Consider the following 23135-nt stretch of genomic DNA (forward strand, 5'->3'; position numbering starts at 1 on the left):
GCTCTGAATAATCCGCTCATGCCGCTGGCCGCCCCGCCCCTGTCGCTTTACGTGCACATGCCCTGGTGCGTGAAGAAGTGCCCTTACTGCGACTTCAACTCACACGGGCTGCGCGGTGAGCCACCGCCTTACGCGCGCTACACCGACCTGCTGCTGGACGACCTGGACGCGGACCTGCGCGACTTCGGCCAGGCCGTAGCCGGGCGTGAAATCGTCAGCGTGTTCTTCGGCGGCGGCACACCCAGCCTGTTCGCACCGGAGCTGATCGCGCGCTTCCTCGACGGTGCGCGCGAACGCCTACGTTTCGCAGGCGACTGCGAGATCACCCTGGAGACCAACCCCGGCACGGTCGAACACGGCCGCTTCGACGGCTATCTGGCTGCCGGCGTGAATCGCCTGTCGTTTGGCATCCAGAGCTTCGACGACGACAAGCTGAAGCGCCTTGGTCGCATCCACTCCGCCAGCGAGGCCGAGGCAGCCGTCAAGTCGGCACAGGATGCCGGCTACGCCCGTATCAATCTCGACCTCATGTATGCGCTGCCCGAGCAGTCGCTGGAAGGTGCCCTGCGCGATGTGCGGCAGGCGGTCGCGCTGGCTCCCACGCACATTTCGCACTACCAGCTCACCCTGGAGCCGAATACCGCTTTCGCCGCCAACCCGCCGCCGCTGCCGGACGACGATCGCGCCTGGGCGATGCAGGAAGCCTGCGAGGCCTATCTGGCAGCGTCCAGCTACGGCCAATACGAGATCTCCGCCTATGCCCGCGCCGGCCATCGCTGCGTGCACAACCTCAATTACTGGCGCTTCGGCGACTACCTGGGGACTGGTGCCGGCGCGCATGGCAAGCTAAGTGACACCGCATCCGGACAGGTCCTGCGACGCTGGAAGACGCGCCATCCACGGGCATGGATCGAGGCGGCGGGCGGCGCGGCGCGCATCGGCGGCGAGGGCCCGGTGAGCCTCGACGAACTGCCGTTCGAATACATGCTCAACGCCCTGCGCCTGATCGACGGCGTGCCGGCTTCCGACTTTGCCGAACGTACCGGCCTGTCGCTGGAACACCTCGCCACGCCCCTGGCCGAGGCCCGTCGCAACCACTGGATCACCAGCGACCCGGGACAATTGCACACCACGGCCCTGGGCCAGCGGTTTCTGAATGACGTGATCGCCCTTTTCCTGCCGTGAGCCCCTAGGAAAATTCGAGGAATATCCGATAGGCACATCGCCCCATCCGACCTACACTAGCATTTCGGGGTAAACCTAAGGATTCACGCCATGGATGTCGAGCCCAAGCGACGACACCAATCGGTCCTGTCGAATTTCGGCCAGCGTCCTGCACGCCGGCCGTGGCCTGCGCGTACCCGTCGCCTGCTCGAAGAAGCCAGCAACCTGTGCACCGGGTGGCTCGACGTGCCGCTGCATCGCTGCATGGACGCCTTCGACCAGAACCTCTACCAGATGGCGGAGAACTCCCGGAACCATCTTGATCAGCAACGCCTGTTCGAAAGCCGCGCCCTGCTGGTAAAGCACTGGACGGTAATCGAGGATCGACTGCTGAACGAACTGCGCGAGCAGTTCGCCCGGATCGGCGAACCCGATCCGGGCAGCGGCGTCACCGCCCAGTCGACCTCGCTCTCCCTGCTCGACTACAACGAACACGAGCTCATCAGCGCACTCGACAAGCTCGCCGCGCGTGGTGAGGCACAAAACAGCACATTGCTGTCCGAGCTGAGCTTCCGCTTCGCCGTGCTGGTTGCCGCGCCCCCGCTCGAGGGCACCGCATTTCCGGCCACCCCCGCAAGCCTGGCCAAGGCACTGCGAATCGCCAGCGAGTCACTCGATCTGCCGATCGAGCACCGCCTGCTGTTGCTGCAGGCATTCGAACAGACCGTGATCGGCGCACTCGGCGCACTTTACGAAACCCTCAACGCGCACTTGCTGGACGACGGCATCCTGCCTCATCTGCGCGCATTCCCGACGGCCCGTCCGCTGGCGCCCCAGCGCTCGGCCGACAGTCCGGCCACGCCCCAGAATACGGTCGCACCAGAGATGGTGGAGCCGGAACCGGAGCCGGTCGACTCAGGGGCGGACACGGCGCGCAACAACGAACCCATCTCCGTCCTGGAAAGCCTGCGGGACCTCCTCGCCAGGGGCCGTCATACGACGAAGACCGCAGCATCCGGCCGTACTGCCACACCCGACGAGCTGCAGACCGCCCTGGGCGCTCTGCAACAACATCTGGCGCAGGTCGCGGACAAGGCGGGCCGCGAACTGCGAAGCGCGCAGCGCCTGCGCGAAGAGCTGCTGCTTCAGCTCAATGCCGGCCTGCCCGAGGGCTCGGCAAGCATGCAGCTGACGCCGGAACAGGACGACACGGTCGAACTGGTGACGATGCTGTTCGAGCAACTCAGCCAGCAAGTGAACCACGGACCACGCGCACGTCAGCTGCTTGGCGGCCTGCAGCTGCCCATGCTGCGCCTGGCCGTCACTGATCGTGACTTCTTCGACCAGCACGAGCATCCCGGACGACGCCTGCTTGGCACCGTCGCCCAGGCCGCCAACGACTGGCTCGACGATCCCAACGGCGAGGTCGACCGCCCCTTGCTCGCCCAGCTCGAGCAGTTGGTGGAGCGTGCCCGCAAGGAGCCGCCCAGCGCTGGCCTGTACACGGCATTGCTGGCCGACATCGAGCACCACCTGGCCCAGCTTGCCCGCAAGGCCAAGGCGACCGAGCGACGTCACATCGAGGCCATGCAGGGTCGCGAGAAGCTCGACCATGCCCGCCATCGCGCCGCCGAGCTGATGAACGAGCGTTTCATGCGCTCGCAGCCACGCGGCCTGCTGCGTGCACTGCTCGAACGCGCCTGGTCCGACGTGCTGGCTCTTACCCTGCTGCGCAATGGCGAAGAAAGCGAAGCCTTCCGCTCGCGCCTGGAGATCACCGACCAGCTGCTTGGACTTGCACCCGTCGGCGACCCGGCGCAACTGCAGCGCGAAGTGGAAAGCGGCCTGCAGCAGATCGGCATGCATCCCGAGGAGGCCGAGCAGGTCGCCCAGCGCCTGATCGGCACAGGCATTCCCGCTCCCACCGCCACACCGCCCTCACCCGGCAGCATGCCGGACATCAGGGTCTCGGTGCCGGCATCCAGAACTGACAAGCCCGCGGTCGACAGCACTACGACTGCAGCGCCCGCCGCCGCATCGACAGCAGCGCCCACACGAGCAACGGAACCGGTTCCAGCTCCAGTCTCCGCTTCGGCTCCAGTTTCCGCTTCGGCTTCGGTGCCAGCGCCGCCGACGGCCGCATCCGCGACGACATCCGCACCCGTGGTCGGGTCTCCCGCGACGTCCCGCGAAAAAGTGCCGGCAGAACAGGCAGAACAACCCAAACCAGCCCCGGCGAGCGCGCAGGAAAACCAGCTCAGCACCACCGACCTGGCCATGCGCCTGAAGAAGCATCCGCGACTGGGCGAGCAGCGCGATCAGGAAAGCAAGCCTGTCGCCAGCACCAACGAATCACGGGAAGCACCACTCGGCCCGCAGGAAGCACGCATCCACAATCGCCTTCGCCAATTGCCTTATGGCACCTGGTTCGAGTTCACCGATCCCGCCAGCGGGCAGACCAGCGTACTCAAGCTGGCCTGGTTCTCGCCCATGACAGGCAACAGCCTGTTCGTGACACGTCGTGGCCAGCGCGGCGAAGAACTGAACCTGCGGGAACTCGCACGCGCCATGGCCAGCGGCCGGGTCCGCGAAATGCAGCAGCAGCGCGACAACCTGCTTGATCGTGCCTGGCGCTCGCTCACCAGCAACCTGCTGCGCCCGGCGCAGAGCGGCGGACAGCCATGAACACGGCATCGAACCACAACGAACAGCGGCGCGCACCGCGCAAATCGGTCAACGCCACAGTCACCGTCATGGATGTCATCCGTGACCAGCCACTGGGCTACCTGGGCAATCTTTCCGCCACGGGCATGCTGCTGATCGGCCAGCACCCGCCCACTCCGGATGCGGTCTATCAGGTCCGGCTGAACCTGCCCATGGCTGGCGTGCCCACGCCTACCATCGAAGTGGGCATCCAGGCCCAATGGCACCAGCCAGCCGCTCGGCCCGGCCAGGTCTGGGCCGGCTATCGCATCATTGCCATCGCCCAGGACGACGCTGCACGACTGAGTCAGTGGCTGCGTCTGGCCTGAACGACACATAGGTCGTCGCGAACATCGCGTTAGACTGGCAGGCTGCAGCAACCTGTCAGGAGTCCGCATGAACGACCGCATCGCCCTGCTTTACGCCCAGCATCTGGCCACGGTGCGTGCGCACGCCGACCAGGCACTGGCCCTGGCGGGCTTCGATCACCTGCTGATCGCCGCGGGCACGCCGCTGCGCAAATTTCTCGACGACCAGGACTACCCCTTCGTCGCCAACCCGCACTTCAGGCACTGGCTGCCGCTGGCCGATGTACCGGGCAGCTGGATCGCCTATGCACCGGGCCGGAAGCCGACCCTGATCTTCGTGCAGCCGAGCGACTACTGGCACGTCGTGCCCGAAGCCCCCTCCGGCTACTGGGTCGAGCACTTCGACATCGTCGTCGTACGCAATGTGAGCGAGGCCGTTGCTCACCTGCCCCGTGGTCGCTGTGCGGTGATCGCGCCGGCCTGCCCGACCATCGACGGGGTGACGGTCAACAATCCACAGGCCGTGATCGACTGCCTGCACTGGCAGCGCAGCTTCAAGACCCCGTACGAACTGGAACGGATGCGTGACGCCAGCCGCATCGGCACGCGCGCCCATGCCGCGGCCGAAGCCGCGTTCCGTGCCGGCGAAAGCGAGTTCGGCATCCACATGGCCTACCTCGCCGCCGCCCGGCAGACCGACGCCGAACTGCCGTATACCAGCATTGTGGGCCTCAACCAGCACGGTGCGGTGCTGCACTACATGCATCTCGATCGCACACCGCCAGCCGAACATCGATCCTTCCTGATCGACGCAGGCGCCAGCAGCGCAGGTTATGCAAGCGACATCACCCGCACCTACGCCGCATCGGGGCACGGCGAATTCCAGGCCCTGATCGACAGCATGGATGCCGCACAACGCGGCTTCGTCGCGAAGGTCCGTGCCGGACAGAACTATGCCGACCTGCACATCCACGCTCACCATGTACTGGCCGACATCCTGCGCGAACACGGCCTGATCCGCATGACGGCGGAAGGCGCGGTCGAATCCGGCGTCACCTCGGCGTTCTTCCCGCACGGCCTCGGCCATTCGATCGGCCTGCAGGTGCACGACGTCGCCGGCTTTCAGCGTGACGAAAATGGCGGCAGCATCGCACGCCCCGAAGGCCATCCCTACCTGCGCATGACCCGTGTACTGGAACCCGGCATGGTGGTGACCATCGAGCCGGGGCTCTACTTCATCGACATGTTGCTGCAGGAGCTGAAAGACAAGCCTTTCGCCAGCGACATCGACTGGGCGAGGGTCGATGCCTTCCGCCCCTACGGCGGCATCCGCATCGAAGACGACGTGGTCTGCACCGAAAGCGCGCCGGAAAACCTGACCCGCGATGCGTTTGCCCTGACCGACTGAGGCACCAACACGAAACCTGCCGCACCTCCCTGCGTGGCAGGGAAGCGCTATGCGGCGGAATCGACACCGCCTCGGACAGCCGCCGCGCTACGCAGCCGCAGGCGACGCACATAGATGCCGCCCCATGCCAGACCCAGCACCGCGGAGATAAGCGAGGCCACCAGCACGCCCAGCTTCGCCGCTTCCAGCATGTTCTCGTCCGCGAAGGCGAGCATGGCGATGAAGATGGCCATGGTGAAGCCGATGCCCGCCAGCAGACCGACCAGGCACAAGCCTCCCCAGGAAACGCCCTGCGGCAAGCGGCACCAGCCAAGGCGGACCGCCAGCCAGCTCACCGTGATGACGCCCACCGGCTTGCCCAGCACCAGCGCAAGCACGACGCCTAGCATCACGAACTGCGCACCACCGGAAAGGTGGACGCCACCCAGCCCCACGCCCGCGTTGGCCAATGCGAACAACGGCATCACGCCGTAGGCCACCCAGGGGTGCAACGCCATCTGCACACGGCTGACCGGCGCCAGCACTTCACGCTGGGCCACCCGCAGCTGCCGCAGGGGTTGCATCAAGGTATGCGGATCGTGCGCCGTCACCTGGTCATGATTCAACTCGCCGGAGACACGCGAAATGACATCCAGCGGTCGTTCGCGCATGGGCAGCGAGCGTACCGGCGTCATCAGCCCCAGGATCACGCCCGACAATGTGGGATGCGCGCCCGTCATCAGCATGCCGACCCAGATGATCGCGCCCGGCACCACATACGGATACGCCGAACCGATACCGATCCTCTGCATGCCCAGCAGCACCAGGATGCCGAGACCGACGGCCAGGAAGCCGCTGTAGTCCATGCCACCGGAGTAGAACACGGCGATGATCAGCACGGCGACGATGTCGTCGATGATCGCCAGGGCCAGCAGGAAAATGCGCAGGTTGGCCGGAATCGAACGACCCAGCAGGGCCAGCACACCCACGGCGAAGGCAATATCGGTCGCCGTAGGAATGGCCCAGCCATGATGCCGGGCCGGCAGCGCATTCAGGCTCATGTAGATCAGCGCCGGCGCCGCCACGCCACCCAGGGCTGCCGCCATCGGCAGCGCCGCCTGGCGGAAGTCGCTGAGCGCGCCTTCGTGGATCTCGCGCCGGATCTCCATGCCGACAACCAGGAAAAACACCGTCATCAGACCGTCGTTGATCCAGAAGTGCAGCGAGCGCGAGAACACATGACTGCCCACACTGATCGACAGCTCGGTATGCCACAGGTGGTGGTAGCTGTCGGCCGCCGAGGAGTTGGCCCAGACCAGCGCCAGCGCAGCCGCGAGCAGCAGCACGATACCGCTGACTGCCTCGATGTGAAGGAAGCTTTCGAGTGCGGACAAGGCGCGCTCGGCCAGGTGCTGGACACGCGGCAGCTCACGCCGGTCAGGCTGTCGATTCATGTAGCGAAACTCCGCGCGGCGGCCCGACCTGCGCATTGACCTGCCTTGCCGCCCATGCGGCAGGCACCCGGAATCAATCTACAGGGGCCTCGTCGCACAGGGCAACCGCAGCCCCGCGGCAACGACGACAGGCGACAGCCCGTGACGCCGATCCGCACGGCTCGCGGAAACGCCCCGGTCAGCGCGCCGCCAGCAGCTTTTCGATGTCGGCAGGAGCCTTCGGCACATCCGCCGACAGCACCTCGCATCCCTCCCGCACCACCGCCACATCGTCCTCGATACGGATGCCGATCCCGCGCCAGCGTTCGGCCACGCCGGGCTCGTCCGGCGGCACGTAGATGCCCGGCTCCACGGTCACCACCATGCCTGGCTCGAGCAGGCGTGGCTCACCATCGACCCGATAGTCGCCGACGTCATGCACGTCCATGCCCAGCCAATGCCCGGTCTTGCTGGGAAAGAAGCGCCGGTAACTGCCCTCGGCGATCGCCGTGTCGGCATCGCCATCGAGGAGGCCGAGCGCACACAGCCCCTCGGCGATCACCCGCACTGCCGCATGATGGGCCGCGTCGAAGGGGTGACCCGGCCGCACCTCGTCAATCGCCGCCAACTGGGCTTCGAGCACGATTTCGTACAAGGCACGCTGTTCGCGGCTGAAGCGGCCATTGACGGGAATCGTGCGGCTGATGTCGGAGGCATAGCAGTCCAGCTCGGCACCCGCGTCGATCAGCAGCATGTCGCCAGCGGAAAGCTGCGCGCGGTTCGCGGTGTAGTGCATGGTGCAGGCATTCGCGCCGCCGGCGACGATCGGCGTGAAGGCCGGTACCGCGCCGCGCATGCGGATCGCGCGCAGCAGTTCCGCCTCCACTTCGTACTCGCGCCGCCCGGGTAGCGCGACGTGCATCGCCGCCACATGTGCTTCGGCCGCAATCGCCGCAGCGTGCCGCATCAGGCGCAACTCGTCGCGCGACTTGTACAGGCGCAGGTCGTGCAGCAGATGACCCAGCGCCACGAACTCCTTGGGTGCCACACCGCCGCCGCGCAGCTCGCGCAGACGACGCATCCAGCCCATCAACTGGGCATCGAACGCCGGTTCGCGACCGAAATGGCAATATACCCGCGCCCGCCCCTCGATCATGCCGGGCAGGATGTCGTCGATGTCGTCGATCGGAAAGGCATCGTCCATGCCGTACGCGCTCACCACGCGCTCGGTTCCGACCGACTCGCCATGCCAGCGTTCGTGCCCGGGGTCCCGCTCGCGGCAGAACAGCACGGCTTCGCCATGCCGGCGCCCCGGCAGCAGGGCCAGCACGGCACCGGATTCGGGGAAGCCGGTGAGGTAGTGGAAGTCCGAATCCTGCCGGTACGGCCAGGCTGCGTCGGCACTGCGCATGCGTTCGGGCGCGGCGGCCACGAGCAGTGCCGCATCCTCGCCCGCCATCTTCATCAGCTGGCGCCGGCGACGCGCGAATTCACCGGGGGCGATGCTCAATGCAGCGTGCCACCCGTCGGCCGGTTGCGGCCACCGGCACACTCGGCATGCAGCAGCATCGCCGCCATGCGCACGAACTCGTGCAGTTCGATCAGCGCATCCTCGTCCTCGCTTTCGTCGCCGAAGTCGAATGCGGAACCGGCGAGCGTCTCGATATCGCGCAGGATTTCCTGCGCCTCGTCGGAAAGCTTGGCGTGCGTACCCGCCCCGGTCAGGCCAAAGCCGCCGAGAAAGCCGCGGCACCAGTCGCCCAGCGCCTCGGCACGCTCCGACAACGGACGATCGTCTGCCGGCAACAGCGGCTCGAAACCCAGCTCGGGGTCGGCCAGTTCGGCTTCACTTTGTCGCACCAGCCGCTGCAGCATGGCCTGGTCCGATGCGGACGCCGTATCACCGGCTGCATCGAGGTGCAGCGCCGACGTCAGGCTGCCGCCATCGAGCGTTCCGCCGCCCGCGAGAAAGCCGCACAGCGAACCGTGCAATTCGCTGGCATCGACGGCCAGGCCCAGACGCGCGCTCAGGGCATCCAGCTCGTCGTAGCCGATGATTTCGTCGGCGGTCATCGTGGCAACTCCAGGACTCGAAACAGGCCGCCAGTCTAACAGTGCGTCAGCAGGCGGGGCGCAGTGCATCCGCGGGCGAGGCGGCTCCCGGAGCCACCTGAACTGCCCCTGCGCGGTTCCGCGATCCGCCCCACGGAATTCGCTTCGTCTGCTGATATAGTCGGCAGCATGAGCTCGCCCGACGCCGTCCAGCACGAAGTCACCGCACTGACCCAGCAGATCGATCGTCTGCTCGACATGGTGCGCCGGCTTCACGAGGAAAACCGCAGCCTGCGGCACAGCCAGGAACAGCTGTCCACCGAACGTGCCGGCCTGATGGCTCGCAACGAGCAGGCGCGCAGTCGTGTCGAGGCGATGATCCAGCGATTGAAGGCGCTCGAAAGCAATGGCTGAAACGACCCAAGCCAGCGAACCGGTGGCACTGCGTCTGGTCGACCGCGAATTCCTGATCGCCTGTGCTCCTGAAGAACGCGATGGCCTGCTCGAGGCGGCCAGCTACCTCGACCGCAAGATGCGCGAACTGCGCGCCAACGCCAAGGCACCGGGCTTCGACCGGCTTGCGGTGCTTGCGGCGATCAGCATCACGCATGAGTTTCTCGGGCTGCGCAGGCAGCATGACGGTACCGACCACAACGTCACCGACGCCCTGGTCGCGCTGCGCCGCAGGCTCGAGGCGGCACTCGACGCCCAGTCCGGCCCGCTAGTAAAATAGCCCTCGGCGTTCTCTGCGGTGTGCGCCAGCACACTCTTACATTTGCCTTGTTCCTAAATACGGCCCCGGGTCGGCCTTTCTTGGTTGTTGCGCATGTCCGCCACGAGCGGAAAGCCTTGAGACCCTGATTGCCCTCCCACCTGATCCATCGTGGATCAAGGTCGTTTGGTGGGCAGCGGCATCGCGGTAGACGCCACCCTATTTTCCGTACGGCGGGTGCCCTCTGGTGCCATCCGCCGGTGACGGGCCGCCTGCGGCGACGTCCAGCGGACGCGCCATGCTTCCTGGAGACACGCCACCGTGGACGCATCTGCCCGACGCAGTGAACTCCGCCAGCAGTTGCTTGCGCAGCGGCGCGCGCTGTCTCCGCCACAGCGCATGGCTGCGGCACAGGGCCTGCGCCGCAGTCTGGAGCAACTGCCCGAATTCCATACCGACCAGCGCGTGGCCGGCTACTGGGCCAGCGACGGCGAGCTGCCGCTGAACCTCGCCATTCCGCCCTTGGCCGAGCGCGGCCAGCAGTTCCTGCTGCCGCTGGTGGGCGATCATCGCGAACTGCGTTTCGCGCCCTGGCAGGCGGGCGACCCGGTATCGCCCAATCGCTATGGCATCCCCGAACCGGTCGCACCCGAACAGTGGTTCGCCCCTTTCCAGCTCGACCTGGTACTGGTGCCGCTGCTGGGCTTCGACCGCCGTGGACACCGGATCGGCTACGGCGGCGGCTATTACGACCAGAGCTTTGCCTTTCTCAAGGACCAGGCACGCCCCACCGAACCGCTACTGGTCGGCATCGCCTATGCCTTCCAGCAGCTTGAGGCGATCGATGCCGAACCCTGGGACGTGCCGCTGGACTTCGTCGCCACCGACCGCGAACTGATCGACTGCCATGCCGACGGAGCTGCCGCATGAAAAACCACTGGCTGATGAAGTCCGAGCCGGACGCCTTTTCCATCGACGACCTGAAGCGCAACAAGCAGGAGCCGTGGGATGGCGTGCGCAACTACCAGGCACGCAACTTCATGCGTGATGGCATGCGCGTGGGAGACCAGGTGTTCTTCTACCACTCCAACTGCAGCGAGCCCGGCATCGTCGGTATTGCCAAGGTGGCCACCGACGCCTACCCCGACCCGAGCCAGTTCGACCCGAAGAGCAAGTACTTCGACCCGGCCAGTTCACGCGACAGCCCGCGCTGGATGCTGGTGGACGTGGCCTTCGTGCGCAAGCTGAAGCGCACCGTCACCCTGAAGGAACTGCAGGCGCGGCAGGATCTCGACGGCATGGCGCTGCTGCGCAAGGGCAACCGGCTGTCGGTGATGCCCGTGGATGCCACGCACTGGCAGACCATTCTCGCGCTGGAATGACTTCTCGCCCTCTTACTCCTTCAGGAACGACCCCATGAGCAACGCAAACGAGAAACGCCTGGCCGGCGAAGCCGCCATCCGCTACGTCGAGGATGGCGCCGTCGTCGGCGTCGGCACCGGCTCCACTGTGGCCTACTTCATCGAAGCCCTGGCCGGCATGAAGGACCGCATCAAGGGCGCCGTGTCCAGCTCCGAACAATCCACCGCCCAGCTGCGCAAGCACGGCATCGAGATACTGGATCTCAACAGCACCGGGCCACTGACGATCTACATTGATGGCGCCGACGAGTGCGACCCGCACAAGCGCCTGATCAAGGGTGGCGGTGCCGCGCTGACGCGCGAAAAGATCGTGGCCGAAACCGCGCAGAAGTTCGTCTGCATCATCGACTCGAGCAAGCAGGTCGACGTGCTCGGCACGTTCCCGCTGCCGATCGAAGTGATCCCGATGGCGCGCAGCCTGATCGGCCGCGAGATCGTGAAGCGCGGCGGCAACCCGGTATGGCGCGACGGCGTGGTCACCGACAATGGCAACTGGATCATCGACGTGCACGGCTGGCGCATCACCGATCCGGTCGCACTGGAGCGCGACCTGAACCAGCTGCCCGGCATCGTTACCGTGGGCCTGTTCGCGCGGCGCCCCGCCGACGTGGTGCTGGTGGGCGACCGCGAGATCTGAGCATTTCCCTGCTGCCGTCGACGCCTGTCGACGGCAGTGGCGACAACCTGCCCCGCGTCACGACAACCGCCATTGACGCCACCGATGACCCGGCATCAATGCAGGTCAGACCCCGCCTTGCCGTCATGCGGCATGAACATCTGCAGCAACGCTCCCGCGTAATGCTTCAGGCGCGTCTCCCAGCCCTCCGCAGCCAACGCCGGATTCCACTCGAACGTCGCCACGCTCATCGGCAGCATGGTGTATGCGAAGAACACCTTGCCCTGCTGCACCCTCACGCGATGCGGCCTGTTGGTGCTGTTGGTGACCACCAGCACCACCGACCCTCCGTCGGCATTGCGGAAGGCCACGTTATCGAGCCCCGGCCCGGTTGCAGTGGACCACACGCGCACGGCGCCGGGGCGCACGAACCGGCTGTAGTGGGCGAACGCGTAGTACTCATCGTTGCGGCTTATTTCGCCGGTCTTCGAATCGACCGTCACCAGCCCCCTGCAGTTGCCGCAGCCACCGTCATGCGGACCGTGCTGCTCGTCCAGTACCAGGTTCCAGTAAATGACGCCGCGTGCCCAGTTGCGCAGACTTCCGAGCAACAGGTCCTGGGCGAACCAGAGCAGCTCGCCACCCTCCGCAGAAGCCCAGTCGCCGCCCGAGCATTCGGTCACATAGACTCCCTTACCGGGGTAGGCACTATGCACCTGCGTCTGCGCAGTTGGGTCGCCTGCATAGCAATGCCAGGCGACCGCGCGTATGTAGCGCGCGGCACCCGGATCAGCGAGCACGCTCAGCGGCTGCGCGGGAGCATCCCAGTTGTGGTCCCAGGCCAGGATATGGGTCTGTGGCTCGCGTGCGGCCAAGGCCGGCCCGAGGTACTGCCCGATGATACGGGCCCGCATATCGGCCGGCAGCAGCATGCCCGGATAGGTCACCGGCTCGAACGCCGGCTCGTTCTGGAGCGTCAGACCCCAGATCGGGATACCCAGACCTCGGAAGGCATCGACATACTTGACCAGATACTGGGCGTAGACACTCTCGTATTGCGGCAGCAGCGTGCCACCGATGAGATTGGCACTGGTTTTCATCCATGCCGGCGCACTCCATGGCGAAGCGACGATACGCAGCTCAGGATCGTCGTCCAGCAGCTCGCGCAGCGTCGGCACCACGTTGCGCAGGTCGGCCGCGATATTGAAGTGCTGCAGTTCCGGGTCGACCTGGCCAGCAGGCATATCGTCCAGCGTGTAAGGCTTGCGCGAGAAGTCGGAGGCCCCGATGGTGAGCCTGAGCATGTTCAACCCAAGACCTGGCGGCGGACCGAACAGATTCCGCAACAGGGCCGCCCGCTGCGCCGCAGTCATGCGGTGCTGCATCAGCCACGCCGAACTATCCGTCAACGCCCCGCCGAAACCCACGATGGACTGATAACTTCGACGGGTATCGATCACGATGTCGGCCGATGCGGCAGCTTGCACGGCAACCGGGATATCCGGCTGCCGCGCCAGTTGCAGACGACGGTCCTGCGTGCTGACCCATACCTCGATCGCCGACCCCGGCAACGCTGTAAGCGGCAGCTGGCGAAGCGGCGGCGCGGGTGGCAGGCGGAGTGGAATACGCAGTGCGGACAGCGCCCCCATGCTAAGCAGGATCACCAGCGCAATCGCCATCCAGCGTGGCGATGTGCCGCCCTCATGCATGACCGGGCTCCCTGATGCACCCGATGCGCTCGATTGACCTCACCGGTGTCGGCAGCCATCTGCACATACCGGCTGCGGGAAGTCTCTCTTCCACTCGTCGGCTGACATAGGTGGGCGTTGCTGTACGCCCCGCACGCCGCGATTGAAACCAGCCGGTATGTCGCATCCCCAAATATCGCCTTCCAGTGGACCGGTAACCGAAATGCCCATGGGCAGCGCTAGGGTAGCGTAGAGGTGCCCCCGGAAAGTTCCTCAACGCATGTATTTCGGCAATGTCGGGCTCGGCTTGACGCCGGACGCGCCGGATGCACGCTGGGCACATCGCCAGACACCGACCTTCGGAAACACAAAAACCCGCCTTGCGGCGGGTTTTTGCGGGATCGCGCCGACAGGTATCGGGCGATTCTTGTTTGGCAGCCCCGGAAGGATTCGAACCTCCGAATGCCTGAGTCAGAGTCAGGTGCCTTACCGCTTGGCGACGGGGCTATGAAACGTAGTTTAGCGCTTGGAGAACTGCGTGGCACGACGTGCCTTGTGCAGACCCACCTTCTTGCGCTCGACCTCGCGGGCGTCGCGGGTCACGAAGCCGGCCTTGCGCAGCGGCGACTTCAGGGCCTCGTCGTACTCGATCAGCGCGCGGGCAATGCCCAGGCGGATCGCGCCGGCCTGGCCGGTGATGCCGCCGCCAGCCACGGTGACCATGATGTCGAACTTTTCGGTGTTCTCGGTCAGTTCGAGCGGCTGACGCACGATCATGCGCGAGGTTTCGCGACCGAAAAACTCATCGAGCGGCTTGCCGTTGACTACGATCGCGCCGTTGCCCTTGCGCAGGAACACGCGGGCGGCGGAGGTCTTGCGGCGGCCGGTGCCGTAATTCTGCTGAATCGCCATGATGTTTCCTTAGATTTCCAGCGCCTGCGGCTGCTGGGCGGTATGCGGATGCTCGGCGCCGCCGTACACCTTGAGCTTGCGGTACATGGCACGACCCAGCGGGTTCTTCGGCAGCATGCCCTTGACGGCGATCTCGATGACGCGCTCCGGATGCGTCGCCAGCATGTCCTTCAGACTGGTGGTCTTCAGGTTGCCGACGTAGCCGGTGAAGCGGTGGTACATCTTGTCGTCCAGCTTGGCACCGGTGACGGCCACCTTCTGCGCGTTGATCACGACGATGTAGTCGCCGGTGTCGACGTGCGGGGTGAACTCCGGCTTGTGCTTGCCGCGCAGGCGACGGGCGATCTCGGTCGACAGACGGCCGAGCGTCTTGTCCGTGGCATCAACCACGAACCAGTCGCGCTTGACGCTTTCCGGCTTGGCGCTGAACGTTTTCATTTCGGAATACCTGATCTGCCGCCACGAAGGCGGTGGGCGGAATCGTGTGGAACTAAAGGCGCGAGATGATAGCCGAGCTTTCACCTATCGCGCAAGCCCGACCTCGTCGAGCTGCGAGCCGGGAATGATAGCATGAACAACATGCCGCTTGAGAATACCCCCGCCCGAATTGCCACCCTGGCCGACCAGTGCGTGCAATGCGGCCTGTGCCTGCCGGCCTGCCCCACCTATGCACTGGACGCCAGCGAGGCCGAGTCGCCGCGCGGGCGCATCGCCCTGGCCGCGGCGCTGGCCCGCGGCCAGGTATCGCCGACACCCGCCCTGCGCGAACACCTCGACCACTGCCTGGGCTGCATGGCCTGCGAACGCGTCTGTCCGGCCAAGGTCGACTACGGCGAGCTGCTGACGGCGACCCGTGCCCTGCTCGGCCCGTCACCGCGCCGTCCTGGGCGGCTGATTTCGCTGCTGCGCCATCCACGTGCCCTCCGCCTGCTGCACCGGCTTCTCCCGCCCCGCGCCAGGGACTGGCTGCGCCACCTGCTGCCGGAACGTTCCGCCGCGCGCACCGCACTCGACCTGCTGCCCACGAGCTCGCCGGCCGCAGTGATGACCTCATCCCGCGAGCCGTCATCGGCAAGCGACGCTGACACCATCGGCCTGTTCCCCGGCTGCGTCGCCAGCGTGGAAGATGCCGAGGCACAACAGGCCGCCCGTGAACTGCTGCGTGCGGCCGGCTATCGGGTCTTTGTACTGCCGGCATTCTGCTGTGGCGCGCTGGACCTCCATGGCGGCGAAGTCGCCGCGGCCGAGCGGGCAGCCATTGCAGTGCGGGAAGCCTGGCAAGCTAGTGGCGCCCGGCACTTGGTGACCATCACCCCGGGCTGCCTTGGCACACTGCGCCGCGCACTGCCCGGCGTGGCCGTCGATGACCCGTTCAGCCTGCTTGCGTTGCGCGCCGACCGGCTGCATTTCCGGCCGCTGTCACAATCCGTTGCCATTCATATGCCCTGCACCCAGGTCAACGTGGCGCGCAACGACGAAGCACTGATGCAGCTGCTCCGCCGCATCCCCGACCTTGATCTCGCACGCGTCGGCGGCCCGCCTTACTGCTGTGGCGCCGCGGGCAGCCATGTACTGGAATTTCCGGAACGGGCCGACATTCTGCGTGACGCCTTGCTGGACCGCGTATCGGCGCTGGCACCGGAACGTCTGCTGTCGTCCAATATCGGCTGCCGGCTCCATCTGGCCGCAGGCATGCGTGTCCGCGGCGATCACTGGCCCCTGCAGCATCCGCTGACGCTGCTGGCCAGGCAACTGGAATCCACTGGAAAAAATACGCCATGAACATACGCGCCCTGTCCCCGCTCGATCGCATCCTGTGCGGCCTGGAACGCGCCCTGGAAACCGTGGCCGGCTCGCCGGAAGCGCATCGTCCGTCGCCAGCCACCGGCCTTCCGGCGAATGAGCTGGACGAAACCGAGCGACGTCATGTCGCCGGCCTCATCCGCATCAACCACACCGGCGAGGTCTGCGCCCAGGCGCTTTACGACGGCCAGGCCGCGCTGGCCCGCAGCGATGCGAACCGTGCCCACCTGCTGCAGGCTGCCGCCGAGGAGACCGATCACCTGGCCTGGTGCGCCGGCCGGCTGCGCGAGCTGGAAAGCCGCCCCAGCCTGCTGAATCCCCTGTGGTACGCCGGCAGCTATGCGATCGGCGCGCTGGCCGCCCTGGTCGGCGATGCGGTCAGCCTGGGTTTCGTGGTGGAGACCGAGCACCAGGTCGAAGCACATCTTGCCGAACATCTCGAACGCCTGCCCCCGCAGGACGACCGCTCGCGCGCCATCCTCACCCAGATGCAGGCCGACGAAATCCGTCACGCCGACAACGCACAGGAGCACGGCGGTATCCGGCTGGCATTTCCGATCCCGCAGCTGATGCACGCCAGCTCGATGGTGATGAAGACCGTGGCCTACCGCATCTGACCCGGAATCACGGGTCCCACACGACTCCGTTGACCGGTGCCGGCAGCCACCGGTGAAAGTCGTCCGCCGGTACCCACCAACGAAAAGCCCGCCTGGCGGCGGGCTTGGTGTCACATCAGGTTGCGGCCGTGGAACAGTTCCTCGATCTCGCGCCGCAGCAGCGACTCGATCTTCTGCCGCTCCTTGAAGGAGAGGTCGTCGGCATGCGCCTCGAACAGATAGGTGTCGAGGTCGAAGTCCTTGATGTGCATCTTGGTGTGGAACATGTTCTCCTGGTACACGTTCACGTCGAACATCTCGTACTTCTGCTTGATGTGACGCGCCAGGTAGTCCTGCACCGAGTTGATCTTGTGGTCGATGAAGTGCTTCTTGCCCTTCACGTCGCGGGTGAAGCCGCGTACGCGGTAATCGCACACCACGATGTCCGACTCGAAGCTGTCGATCAGGTAGTTCAGTGCCTTCAACGGCGAGATCACGCCACAGGTGGCCACGTCGATATCCGCACGGAAGGTGGCGATACCGTTGTGCGGATGCGTTTCCGGATAGGTGTGGACGGTGATGTGGCTCTTGTCCATGTGGGCCACCACTGCGCCCGCGATCGAATCGCGGCCAAGCTTCTCCACCACCGGCTCCTCGGAGATCAGGATGGTCACCGAGGCGCCCTGCGGATCGTAGTCCTGGCGGGCCACGTTCAGGATGTTCGCGCCGATGATCTCGGCCACGTCGGTGAGGATCTGGGTAAGACGATCGGCGTCGTACTGCTCATCGATATACTCGATGTAGCGTTGACGCTGTTCTTCCGACACCGCGTAGCAGATGTCGTAGATGTTGAAGCTCAGCGCCTTGGTCAGGTTGTTGAAACCCTGCAGGCGCAGTCGGGGAAGGGGTTTAACCACGACGACTCTCCATGGCCAGTTCACGGCCAGCAGACGAGGCGGGTTAGCAGCAAGGGTCCCCGCTGGGTACTGGACGTGCAAGACCCTTATCCTGCACGCCCCCGGTTAAGCCCATGCGACAGTCCGCATGGGCTAAAGACTGTCAATTATGCGACAAAATCCCGAAAAACTGAACCTGTTACCCCGCCGCCACTTTGCCATAATGGTGGGGTTGCAAGGGACCCGCACATACAGGATGCGGCCGCCGTTCATCGGCGGCCCTTGAGACACTATTCATTTAGGACGGCAACTCGTGGCACAACTCAAATATCAGCTCCAGCAGGCCTTCGAACGCTCCCAGGCCCCTCTCGGCTTCGCGCCAGACCCCGCCTCGATGGAACGTTTCCTGGCCCTGTGCCACCGCCGCCGCTATCCGGGCAAGACCGCCATCATCCGCCCCGGCGACCCGGCCAACACCCTGTACTACGTGATCGACGGCTCGCTGGCGGTCTGCACCGAGGACGAACAGGGGCGCGAACTGATCCTGGCCTATATCAGCCGCGGCCAGTTCATCGGCGAAATGGGGCTGTTCGTGGAGCAGGCGCAGCGCGAGTCGGTGGTACGCAGCCGCACCCCGTGCGAAATGGCCGAGATCAGCTACGAGCGACTGTTCCAGCTGCTGGAAGGTCCGCTGCGCGAGGAATGCCCGAAAATCCTCTTCGCCATCGGCGCCCAGCTCACCAACCGCCTGCTGCGCACCTCGCGCCAGGTCAGCCGCATGGCGTTCATGGACGTCACCAACCGCATCTCGCGCACGCTGCTCGACCTGTGCGACGAACCGGACGCCATGACCCACCCCGAAGGCACCCAGATCCGCATCTCGCGCCAGGAAGTCAGCCGCATCGTGGGCTGCTCGCGCGAAATGGTCGGCCGCGTGCTCAAGCAGCTGGAAGAACAGGGCATGATCGACGTCTCGGGCAAGACCATCGTGGTCCGCGGCACGCGCTAGGAGCGCGTATCGCGGCCTGCTGCCGGGCCGGGCTCCCCGGCCACGCTTCCGGCCGGCTCGTAGATCATGTACACGTCGGCCCGTGCGTAGTGCGAACCCGGCCGCGGTGCCGACTGCATGCGGAAACCCGCGGCTTCATACATGTGCAGCGCCGTCCGCAGCATGCTGTTGGACTCCAGGAACAAGCGCACGCCACCGCGCCGGTGGAATTCGGCAATGGCCTCGTCGAGCAGGCGTCGCCCGGCACCGAGGCCACGGAACCCTTCATCCACGCCCATCTTGGTCAGCTCGAAGACCCCCGGCGACTCGTGCAGCAGGGCGCACGTGCCGATGATCTCCGTGCCCAGGCGAGCGAAAAAAATCGCGCCACCCGGCTGCAGGATGTAGTGCTCGGGATCGCCAAGCACCTTGCGATCGATATCCTCGACCATGAAGTGCCTCTGCAGCCACTGCACATTCAGGCGACTGAAATGTTCGCGCCATTGCGCCGCATACGGCACGATCTGTAGCGGCTCGGCCAGCAGCGCCGCACGCGCGGCCAGTACCGCATCCGCCAGCGGCCGCTCGGCCATCGCCCGTTCGCAGACGGACACGGCGTCCAGCAGACTATTTACATGCGATGACCCCAGCGCGTCGTCCAACCCCCGTTGCACCGCAAGCCAGGTCGGGCCGAGCCCTGACAGGACACGGTGCGCCTGGTCGGTCAGTTCCAGCACACTCCGACGGCCGTCCAGAGGGTCGCGCTGCCGCCTGACCATGCCGGCCCGCACCAGCTTGTCGGCCAGCTGGCTGACCGCCGAATGCGCCTGGCCGATCGCCACTGCCACCTGGGTCACCGAGTGCGGGCCCGCACCCCACAGATAGTGCAGCACCGGCAGCCAGCGCGACTCGATGCCCGCATCCGACAGCTGATAGACCTGATCGACCGCGCCATACAGCTGGTCGCTGAGCGCCTTCAGCCGGCTGGCCAGCGCCAGCTTGCCCAGAGATGCCAGATACACGGAGGACCTCGCCCAGGAAATGCGTCAGCGCCAACGTATATGCGGCACGTCGGTGCGGCAAGCCATGCTCAGTACCACTCGACCCGATCGACCGACTTGCCGAGCGCGCGTTCGACGCGCTTGCAGGTCGAAGGCGAGGCATTCACCAGCACCGGGCCTTCGGCGAGCTTCAGCATCGGAATATCCATGCTCGAATCACTGTAGGCGACGGCACAGCCGCTCACCGCCAATTCCGTCAGTGACCGCACTTTCTCCCGACCCACGTTGTGGCGTCCGGTGCGCATGCCCAGCCAGCCCGGCCGCAACGACGAGGCGACGACCGGAATGCCACCCAGCCCGAGTTCTTCCAGCACGGTGCGCGTCAGGTGCGCCTCGCACCCGGTCACCACCAGCACCCGGTGCCCATCGGCCAGATGTCGTCGCAACTGGCGCAGGCCATCGCGGCAGAACTGTCCCGGACGGCGTGCCAGCGATGCACCGAAACGCCCGGCGGCCTCGCGGTAACCCTGCTCGTCGAGTCCCCACAAACCCACGTGGACCAGTGTCCGCAGCGCACGACGACGCGAAAAGGGCCATTGCAGCACCAGCCAAGGCAACACCAGCACGGCCGCCAGCCTGCGCCACCACGCCCGCGCGTAGCGGTCACGCATGAATAAGTAGAAGGTGTCGCCGCGCACCAGTACGCCGTCGAAATCGAACAGCACGACCTGTGACGCATCCACGGCCTCAAAGGCCCCGCAAGGCGAGGCCGGCGAATCCCCAGTATTCATGATCGTCAGCGCGCGTCGAAAAGCTTCTGCAGTTCCAGCCCCGGGTCTTCGGCACGCATGAACGCCTCGCCGACCAGGAACGCGTTGATGCCCGCTTCGCGCAGCATCGCCACATCGTCAGCCGTACGGATACCGGACTCGGTGACCATGATGCGGTCGTATTCCATCAGCTCATGCAGCTCGAGCGAGGTGTCGAGCGAGGTCTCGAAGGTCCGCAGGTTGCGGTTGTTCACGCCCACCAGTGGCACCGGCAAGGCCAGCGCGCGCTCCAGTTCCTCGGCATCGTGCACTTCACACAGTACGTCGAGGTCGAGTTCCGCCGCCAGCAGCGACAGTTCCAGCAGGGCCGCATCGCTGAGCGCGGCGACAATCAACAGGATGCAGTCGGCACCGATCGCGCGCGCCTCGTACACCTGGTAAGGGTCGATCACGAAATCCTTGCGCAACACCGGAAGCTGGCAGGCGTCGCGCGCCTGGCGCAGGAAATCCTCGCTGCCATGGAAAAAGTCCTTGTCGGTAAGCACCGACAGGCAGGCCGCGCCGCCTTTCGCGTAGCTGCTGGCGATCGCCGCCGGATCGAACTGCGGCCGGATCACGCCCTTGCTCGGGCTGGCCTTCTTGATCTCGGCGATCACCGCGGGCAGGCCCTCGTCGATCTTCGCCTCGATCGCCGCGGCAAACCCGCGCGTGGGCGCCAGGTCGTCGATGCGCGCGGAAAGCTCCGCCAACGGCAGGCGCGCGCTGCGCTCGGCCACCTCTTCCGTCTTGCGCGCGAGTATGCGGTTCAGGATGTCGGTCATGAGGACAGATACCGGCCGTCGAAACGAGGAAACAGTGGGGAGGACGGCACCATCTTAACCGGCATCGGCCAGCCGGCGCGTGGCCGCCACGAATGCCTGCATTTTCGCATGCGCACCGCCACTGGCAATGGTGGCACGCGCCAGCGTGATGCCTTCGTCGATGGAGTCGGCCACATTCGCCGCATACAGGGCGGCCCCGGCGTTGAGGCAGACAATGTCGTGCGGCACGCCAGGCCGGCCTTCCAGCGCTTCCAGCAGCATGGCCTTCGATTCACCCACGTCTGCGACCCGCAGGTTGCGACTGGACGCCATCGCCAGACCGAAGTCCTCGGGCTCCACTTCGTACTCGCGGACCGTGCCGTCGCGCAGCTCGCCGACCAGTGTCGCGGCACCCAGCGAAATCTCGTCCATGCCATCGCGCCCCCACACCACCAGCGCGTGCCTGGCGCCAAGCTGCTGCAGCACGCGTACCTGGATACCCACGAGGTCGGGGTGGAACACACCCATCAGGATGTTCGGCGCACCCGCCGGATTGGTCAGCGGACCGAGGATGTTGAACAGCGTGCGCACGCCCATTTCCTTGCGCACCGGGGCCACGACTTTCATGGCCGGGTGGTGATTGGGCGCGAACATGAAGCCGATACCGGTCTCTTCCAGGCACTGTGCCACCTGTGCCGGCTGCAGATCGATGCGTGCGCCCAACGCCTCCAGCACGTCGGCACTGCCGGACTTCGAAGACACGCTGCGCCCACCGTGCTTGGCCACGCGCGCACCAGCCGCCGCGGCAACGAACATCGAAGCAGTGGAGATGTTGAAACTGGAGGCTCCGTCGCCACCGGTGCCCACGATATCGAGAAAGTTCGGATGCGCGGGCACGTCGACCTTGGCCGACAGCTCGCGCATGACCCGCGCGGCACCGGTGATCTCGCCCACGGTTTCCTTCTTCACCCGCAGGCCGGTGATGATCGCCGCCGTCATCAGCGGACTTACCTCACCACGCATGATCTGCTGCATCAGCGCGATCATTTCGTCGTGGAAGATCTCGCGATGCTCGATCGTGCGTTGCAGTGCTTCCTGCGGCGAGATGGTGATCGCGCGCTTGTTCATGCCGCCAGCTTCCGCCGCGGCAGGCCGAGAAAATTGGCCAGCATGTCGTGGCCGTACTGGGTCAGAATCGATTCCGGGTGGAACTGCACGCCCTCGACCGGCAGGGTGCGGTGACGCAGACCCATGATCTCGTCGATCGAGCCGTCGGCGTTCTCGGTCCATGCGGTGACCTCGAGACAGTCCGGCAGGGACGACTGCTCGACCACCAGCGAGTGATAGCGCGTCGCCTCGAACGGGTCGGGAAGACCGGCGAACACGCCCTGCCCGCGGTGCCGCACCGGCGAAGTCTTGCCGTGCATGATCTGCTTGGCGCGGATCACCCGGCCACCGAAGGCCTGGCCGATCGCCTGATGCCCGAGGCACACGCCAAAAATCGGCAGCTCGCCCGAAAGCTCGCGCAGCACGTCCAGCGATACACCCGCATCGTCCGGCGTACCGGGGCCGGGCGAGATCATGATGTGCGAAGGCTTCAGCGCACGGACGCCGGACACGTCCAGCGCATCGTTGCGGATCACCTTCACCTCCTGTCCCAGCTCGCCCAAGTACTGCACGAGATTGAAAGTGAAGCTGTCGTAGTTGTCGATCATCAGGACCATAAATGGCCTATCTCTCGGTTCAAGCGGAATCACCCGCGGACGCCACACCTCGATCGACGCGGATCAGGGGGCGCGATGCGGGTATACCGGTACATTTTTGCACGTATCGTCGTCAGCCGGCCGATTTCCGGGCCCGCCGGAGCGCATCCGGGTTATTGCGA

Annotated in this window: 24 protein-coding genes, 1 tRNA gene and 1 other RNA gene; 13 read left to right on the forward strand and 13 right to left on the reverse strand. The window is 65.7% G+C overall.

What is annotated here, in order from left to right; genetic code table 11:
• The first annotated feature begins 18 nt into the window (after window positions 1–18).
• From hemW to pepQ, 4 genes are all read left to right on the forward strand, one after another.
• Complete coding sequence (gene hemW, locus RA164_RS12900) at window positions 19–1185, forward strand: radical SAM family heme chaperone HemW (protein WP_329741253.1); 1167 nt, start codon at window positions 19–21, stop codon at window positions 1183–1185.
• Window positions 1186–1275: 90 nt separating this feature from the next.
• Entirely contained in the window at window positions 1276–3849 is a 2574-nt protein-coding gene (locus RA164_RS12905; RefSeq protein ID WP_329741254.1) for a DUF1631 family protein, read from the forward strand.
• Window positions 3846–4196: a PilZ domain-containing protein gene (locus RA164_RS12910; protein ID WP_329741255.1), complete on the forward strand. Its 351-nt coding sequence runs from the start codon at window positions 3846–3848 to the stop codon at window positions 4194–4196. Before RA164_RS12905 ends, RA164_RS12910 begins: the two co-directional genes overlap by 4 nt.
• A gap of 67 nt (window positions 4197–4263) precedes the next feature.
• Entirely contained in the window at window positions 4264–5583 is a 1320-nt protein-coding gene (pepQ, locus tag RA164_RS12915) for a Xaa-Pro dipeptidase (protein WP_329741256.1), read from the forward strand.
• A 47-nt stretch (window positions 5584–5630) separates the two neighbouring features.
• On the opposite strand, the gene nhaA is transcribed toward pepQ, so the two are convergent.
• The 3 genes from nhaA to RA164_RS12930 form a co-directional block, all read right to left on the reverse strand.
• Window positions 5631–7016, reverse strand: coding sequence for a Na+/H+ antiporter NhaA (gene nhaA / locus RA164_RS12920; protein ID WP_329741257.1), 1386 nt, complete (start codon window positions 7014–7016; stop codon window positions 5631–5633).
• Window positions 7017–7194: 178 nt separating this feature from the next.
• Window positions 7195–8460, reverse strand: coding sequence for an aminopeptidase P N-terminal domain-containing protein (locus RA164_RS12925; RefSeq protein WP_412731107.1), 1266 nt, complete (start codon window positions 8458–8460; stop codon window positions 7195–7197).
• A 41-nt stretch (window positions 8461–8501) separates the two neighbouring features.
• Window positions 8502–9068 (reverse strand): UPF0149 family protein, encoded by a 567-nt coding sequence (locus RA164_RS12930; protein ID WP_329741259.1) that lies wholly within the window; start codon window positions 9066–9068, stop codon window positions 8502–8504.
• A 168-nt stretch (window positions 9069–9236) separates the two neighbouring features.
• Between RA164_RS12930 and RA164_RS12935 the strand changes: the two genes are divergently transcribed.
• The 6 genes from RA164_RS12935 (at window position 9237) to rpiA (ending at window position 11817) form a co-directional block, all read left to right on the forward strand.
• Window positions 9237–9461 carry a TIGR02449 family protein gene (locus RA164_RS12935; protein WP_329741260.1) on the forward strand — a complete coding sequence of 75 codons (225 nt, stop codon included), beginning with the start codon at window positions 9237–9239 and terminating at the stop codon, window positions 9459–9461.
• The gene (locus RA164_RS12940) at window positions 9454–9780 is read left to right on the forward strand and encodes a cell division protein ZapA (protein WP_329741261.1); all 327 of its coding nucleotides are present in this window, start codon (window positions 9454–9456) and stop codon (window positions 9778–9780) included. The genes RA164_RS12935 and RA164_RS12940 overlap by 8 nt, the downstream gene beginning before the upstream one ends.
• A 7-nt stretch (window positions 9781–9787) precedes the next feature.
• Window positions 9788–9974, forward strand: a non-coding RNA gene (gene ssrS, locus RA164_RS12945) — 6S RNA.
• A 106-nt stretch (window positions 9975–10080) separates the two neighbouring features.
• Window positions 10081–10689 carry a 5-formyltetrahydrofolate cyclo-ligase gene (locus RA164_RS12950; protein WP_329741262.1) on the forward strand — a complete coding sequence of 203 codons (609 nt, stop codon included), beginning with the start codon at window positions 10081–10083 and terminating at the stop codon, window positions 10687–10689.
• Complete coding sequence (locus tag RA164_RS12955; RefSeq protein ID WP_329741263.1) at window positions 10686–11141, forward strand: EVE domain-containing protein; 456 nt, start codon at window positions 10686–10688, stop codon at window positions 11139–11141. The genes RA164_RS12950 and RA164_RS12955 overlap by 4 nt, the downstream gene beginning before the upstream one ends.
• Before the next feature lie 34 nt (window positions 11142–11175).
• On the forward strand, window positions 11176–11817 hold the full coding sequence (gene rpiA / locus RA164_RS12960; RefSeq protein ID WP_329741264.1) for a ribose-5-phosphate isomerase RpiA: 642 nt from the start codon (window positions 11176–11178) through the stop codon (window positions 11815–11817).
• Between the two features lie 95 nt (window positions 11818–11912).
• Here the strand turns inward: rpiA and RA164_RS12965 are convergent, their stop codons facing one another.
• The 4 genes from RA164_RS12965 to rplM form a co-directional block, all read right to left on the reverse strand.
• Window positions 11913–13505 (reverse strand): glycoside hydrolase family 30 protein, encoded by a 1593-nt coding sequence (locus RA164_RS12965; RefSeq protein ID WP_329741265.1) that lies wholly within the window; start codon window positions 13503–13505, stop codon window positions 11913–11915.
• Between the two features lie 411 nt (window positions 13506–13916).
• A tRNA-Gln gene (locus RA164_RS12970) sits at window positions 13917–13991 on the reverse strand.
• Window positions 13992–14003: 12 nt separating this feature from the next.
• Window positions 14004–14396, reverse strand: a complete 393-nt coding sequence (gene rpsI / locus RA164_RS12975) for a 30S ribosomal protein S9 (protein ID WP_329741266.1) — start codon at window positions 14394–14396, stop codon at window positions 14004–14006.
• Window positions 14397–14405: 9 nt separating this feature from the next.
• Window positions 14406–14834 carry a 50S ribosomal protein L13 gene (gene rplM, locus RA164_RS12980; RefSeq protein ID WP_302071919.1) on the reverse strand — a complete coding sequence of 143 codons (429 nt, stop codon included), beginning with the start codon at window positions 14832–14834 and terminating at the stop codon, window positions 14406–14408.
• A gap of 132 nt (window positions 14835–14966) precedes the next feature.
• Between rplM and RA164_RS12985 the strand changes: the two genes are divergently transcribed.
• Together RA164_RS12985 and coq7 are read left to right on the forward strand one after the other, a co-directional pair.
• Window positions 14967–16178, forward strand: a complete 1212-nt coding sequence (locus tag RA164_RS12985; RefSeq protein ID WP_329741267.1) for a (Fe-S)-binding protein — start codon at window positions 14967–14969, stop codon at window positions 16176–16178.
• A complete protein-coding gene (gene coq7 / locus RA164_RS12990; RefSeq protein ID WP_329741268.1) occupies window positions 16175–16816 on the forward strand; it encodes a 2-polyprenyl-3-methyl-6-methoxy-1,4-benzoquinone monooxygenase in 642 nt (213 codons plus the stop codon). Before RA164_RS12985 ends, coq7 begins: the two co-directional genes overlap by 4 nt.
• Window positions 16817–16926: 110 nt before the next feature.
• Here coq7 and speD read toward each other — a convergent pair whose 3' ends face one another.
• Window positions 16927–17712 carry an adenosylmethionine decarboxylase gene (gene speD, locus RA164_RS12995; protein ID WP_302071917.1) on the reverse strand — a complete coding sequence of 262 codons (786 nt, stop codon included), beginning with the start codon at window positions 17710–17712 and terminating at the stop codon, window positions 16927–16929.
• Between the two features lie 292 nt (window positions 17713–18004).
• On the opposite strand from speD, the gene crp reads away from it, so the two are divergent.
• On the forward strand, window positions 18005–18700 hold the full coding sequence (gene crp / locus RA164_RS13000) for a cAMP-activated global transcriptional regulator CRP (RefSeq protein ID WP_329741269.1): 696 nt from the start codon (window positions 18005–18007) through the stop codon (window positions 18698–18700).
• On the opposite strand, the gene RA164_RS13005 is transcribed toward crp, so the two are convergent.
• The 5 genes from RA164_RS13005 to RA164_RS13025 form a co-directional block, all read right to left on the reverse strand.
• A complete protein-coding gene (locus RA164_RS13005) occupies window positions 18697–19701 on the reverse strand; it encodes a bifunctional helix-turn-helix transcriptional regulator/GNAT family N-acetyltransferase (protein WP_329741270.1) in 1005 nt (334 codons plus the stop codon). The two genes, crp and RA164_RS13005, sit on opposite strands and share 4 nt — an antisense overlap.
• Before the next feature lie 68 nt (window positions 19702–19769).
• The gene (locus RA164_RS13010) at window positions 19770–20423 is read right to left on the reverse strand and encodes an HAD family hydrolase (RefSeq protein ID WP_329741271.1); all 654 of its coding nucleotides are present in this window, start codon (window positions 20421–20423) and stop codon (window positions 19770–19772) included.
• Between the two features lie 53 nt (window positions 20424–20476).
• Window positions 20477–21271 carry an indole-3-glycerol phosphate synthase TrpC gene (gene trpC / locus RA164_RS13015; RefSeq protein WP_329741272.1) on the reverse strand — a complete coding sequence of 265 codons (795 nt, stop codon included), beginning with the start codon at window positions 21269–21271 and terminating at the stop codon, window positions 20477–20479.
• A gap of 54 nt (window positions 21272–21325) precedes the next feature.
• Complete coding sequence (gene trpD / locus RA164_RS13020; RefSeq protein WP_329741273.1) at window positions 21326–22378, reverse strand: anthranilate phosphoribosyltransferase; 1053 nt, start codon at window positions 22376–22378, stop codon at window positions 21326–21328.
• Window positions 22375–22974, reverse strand: coding sequence for an anthranilate synthase component II (locus RA164_RS13025; RefSeq protein WP_329741274.1), 600 nt, complete (start codon window positions 22972–22974; stop codon window positions 22375–22377). The genes trpD and RA164_RS13025 overlap by 4 nt, the downstream gene beginning before the upstream one ends.
• Between the last annotated feature and the right edge of the window lie 161 nt (window positions 22975–23135).

It is taken from the genome of Dyella sp. A6 (genome assembly GCF_036320485.1).
In the GTDB taxonomy this organism is placed as follows: Bacteria; Pseudomonadota; Gammaproteobacteria; order Xanthomonadales; family Rhodanobacteraceae; genus Rhodanobacter_A; species Rhodanobacter_A aluminiiresistens.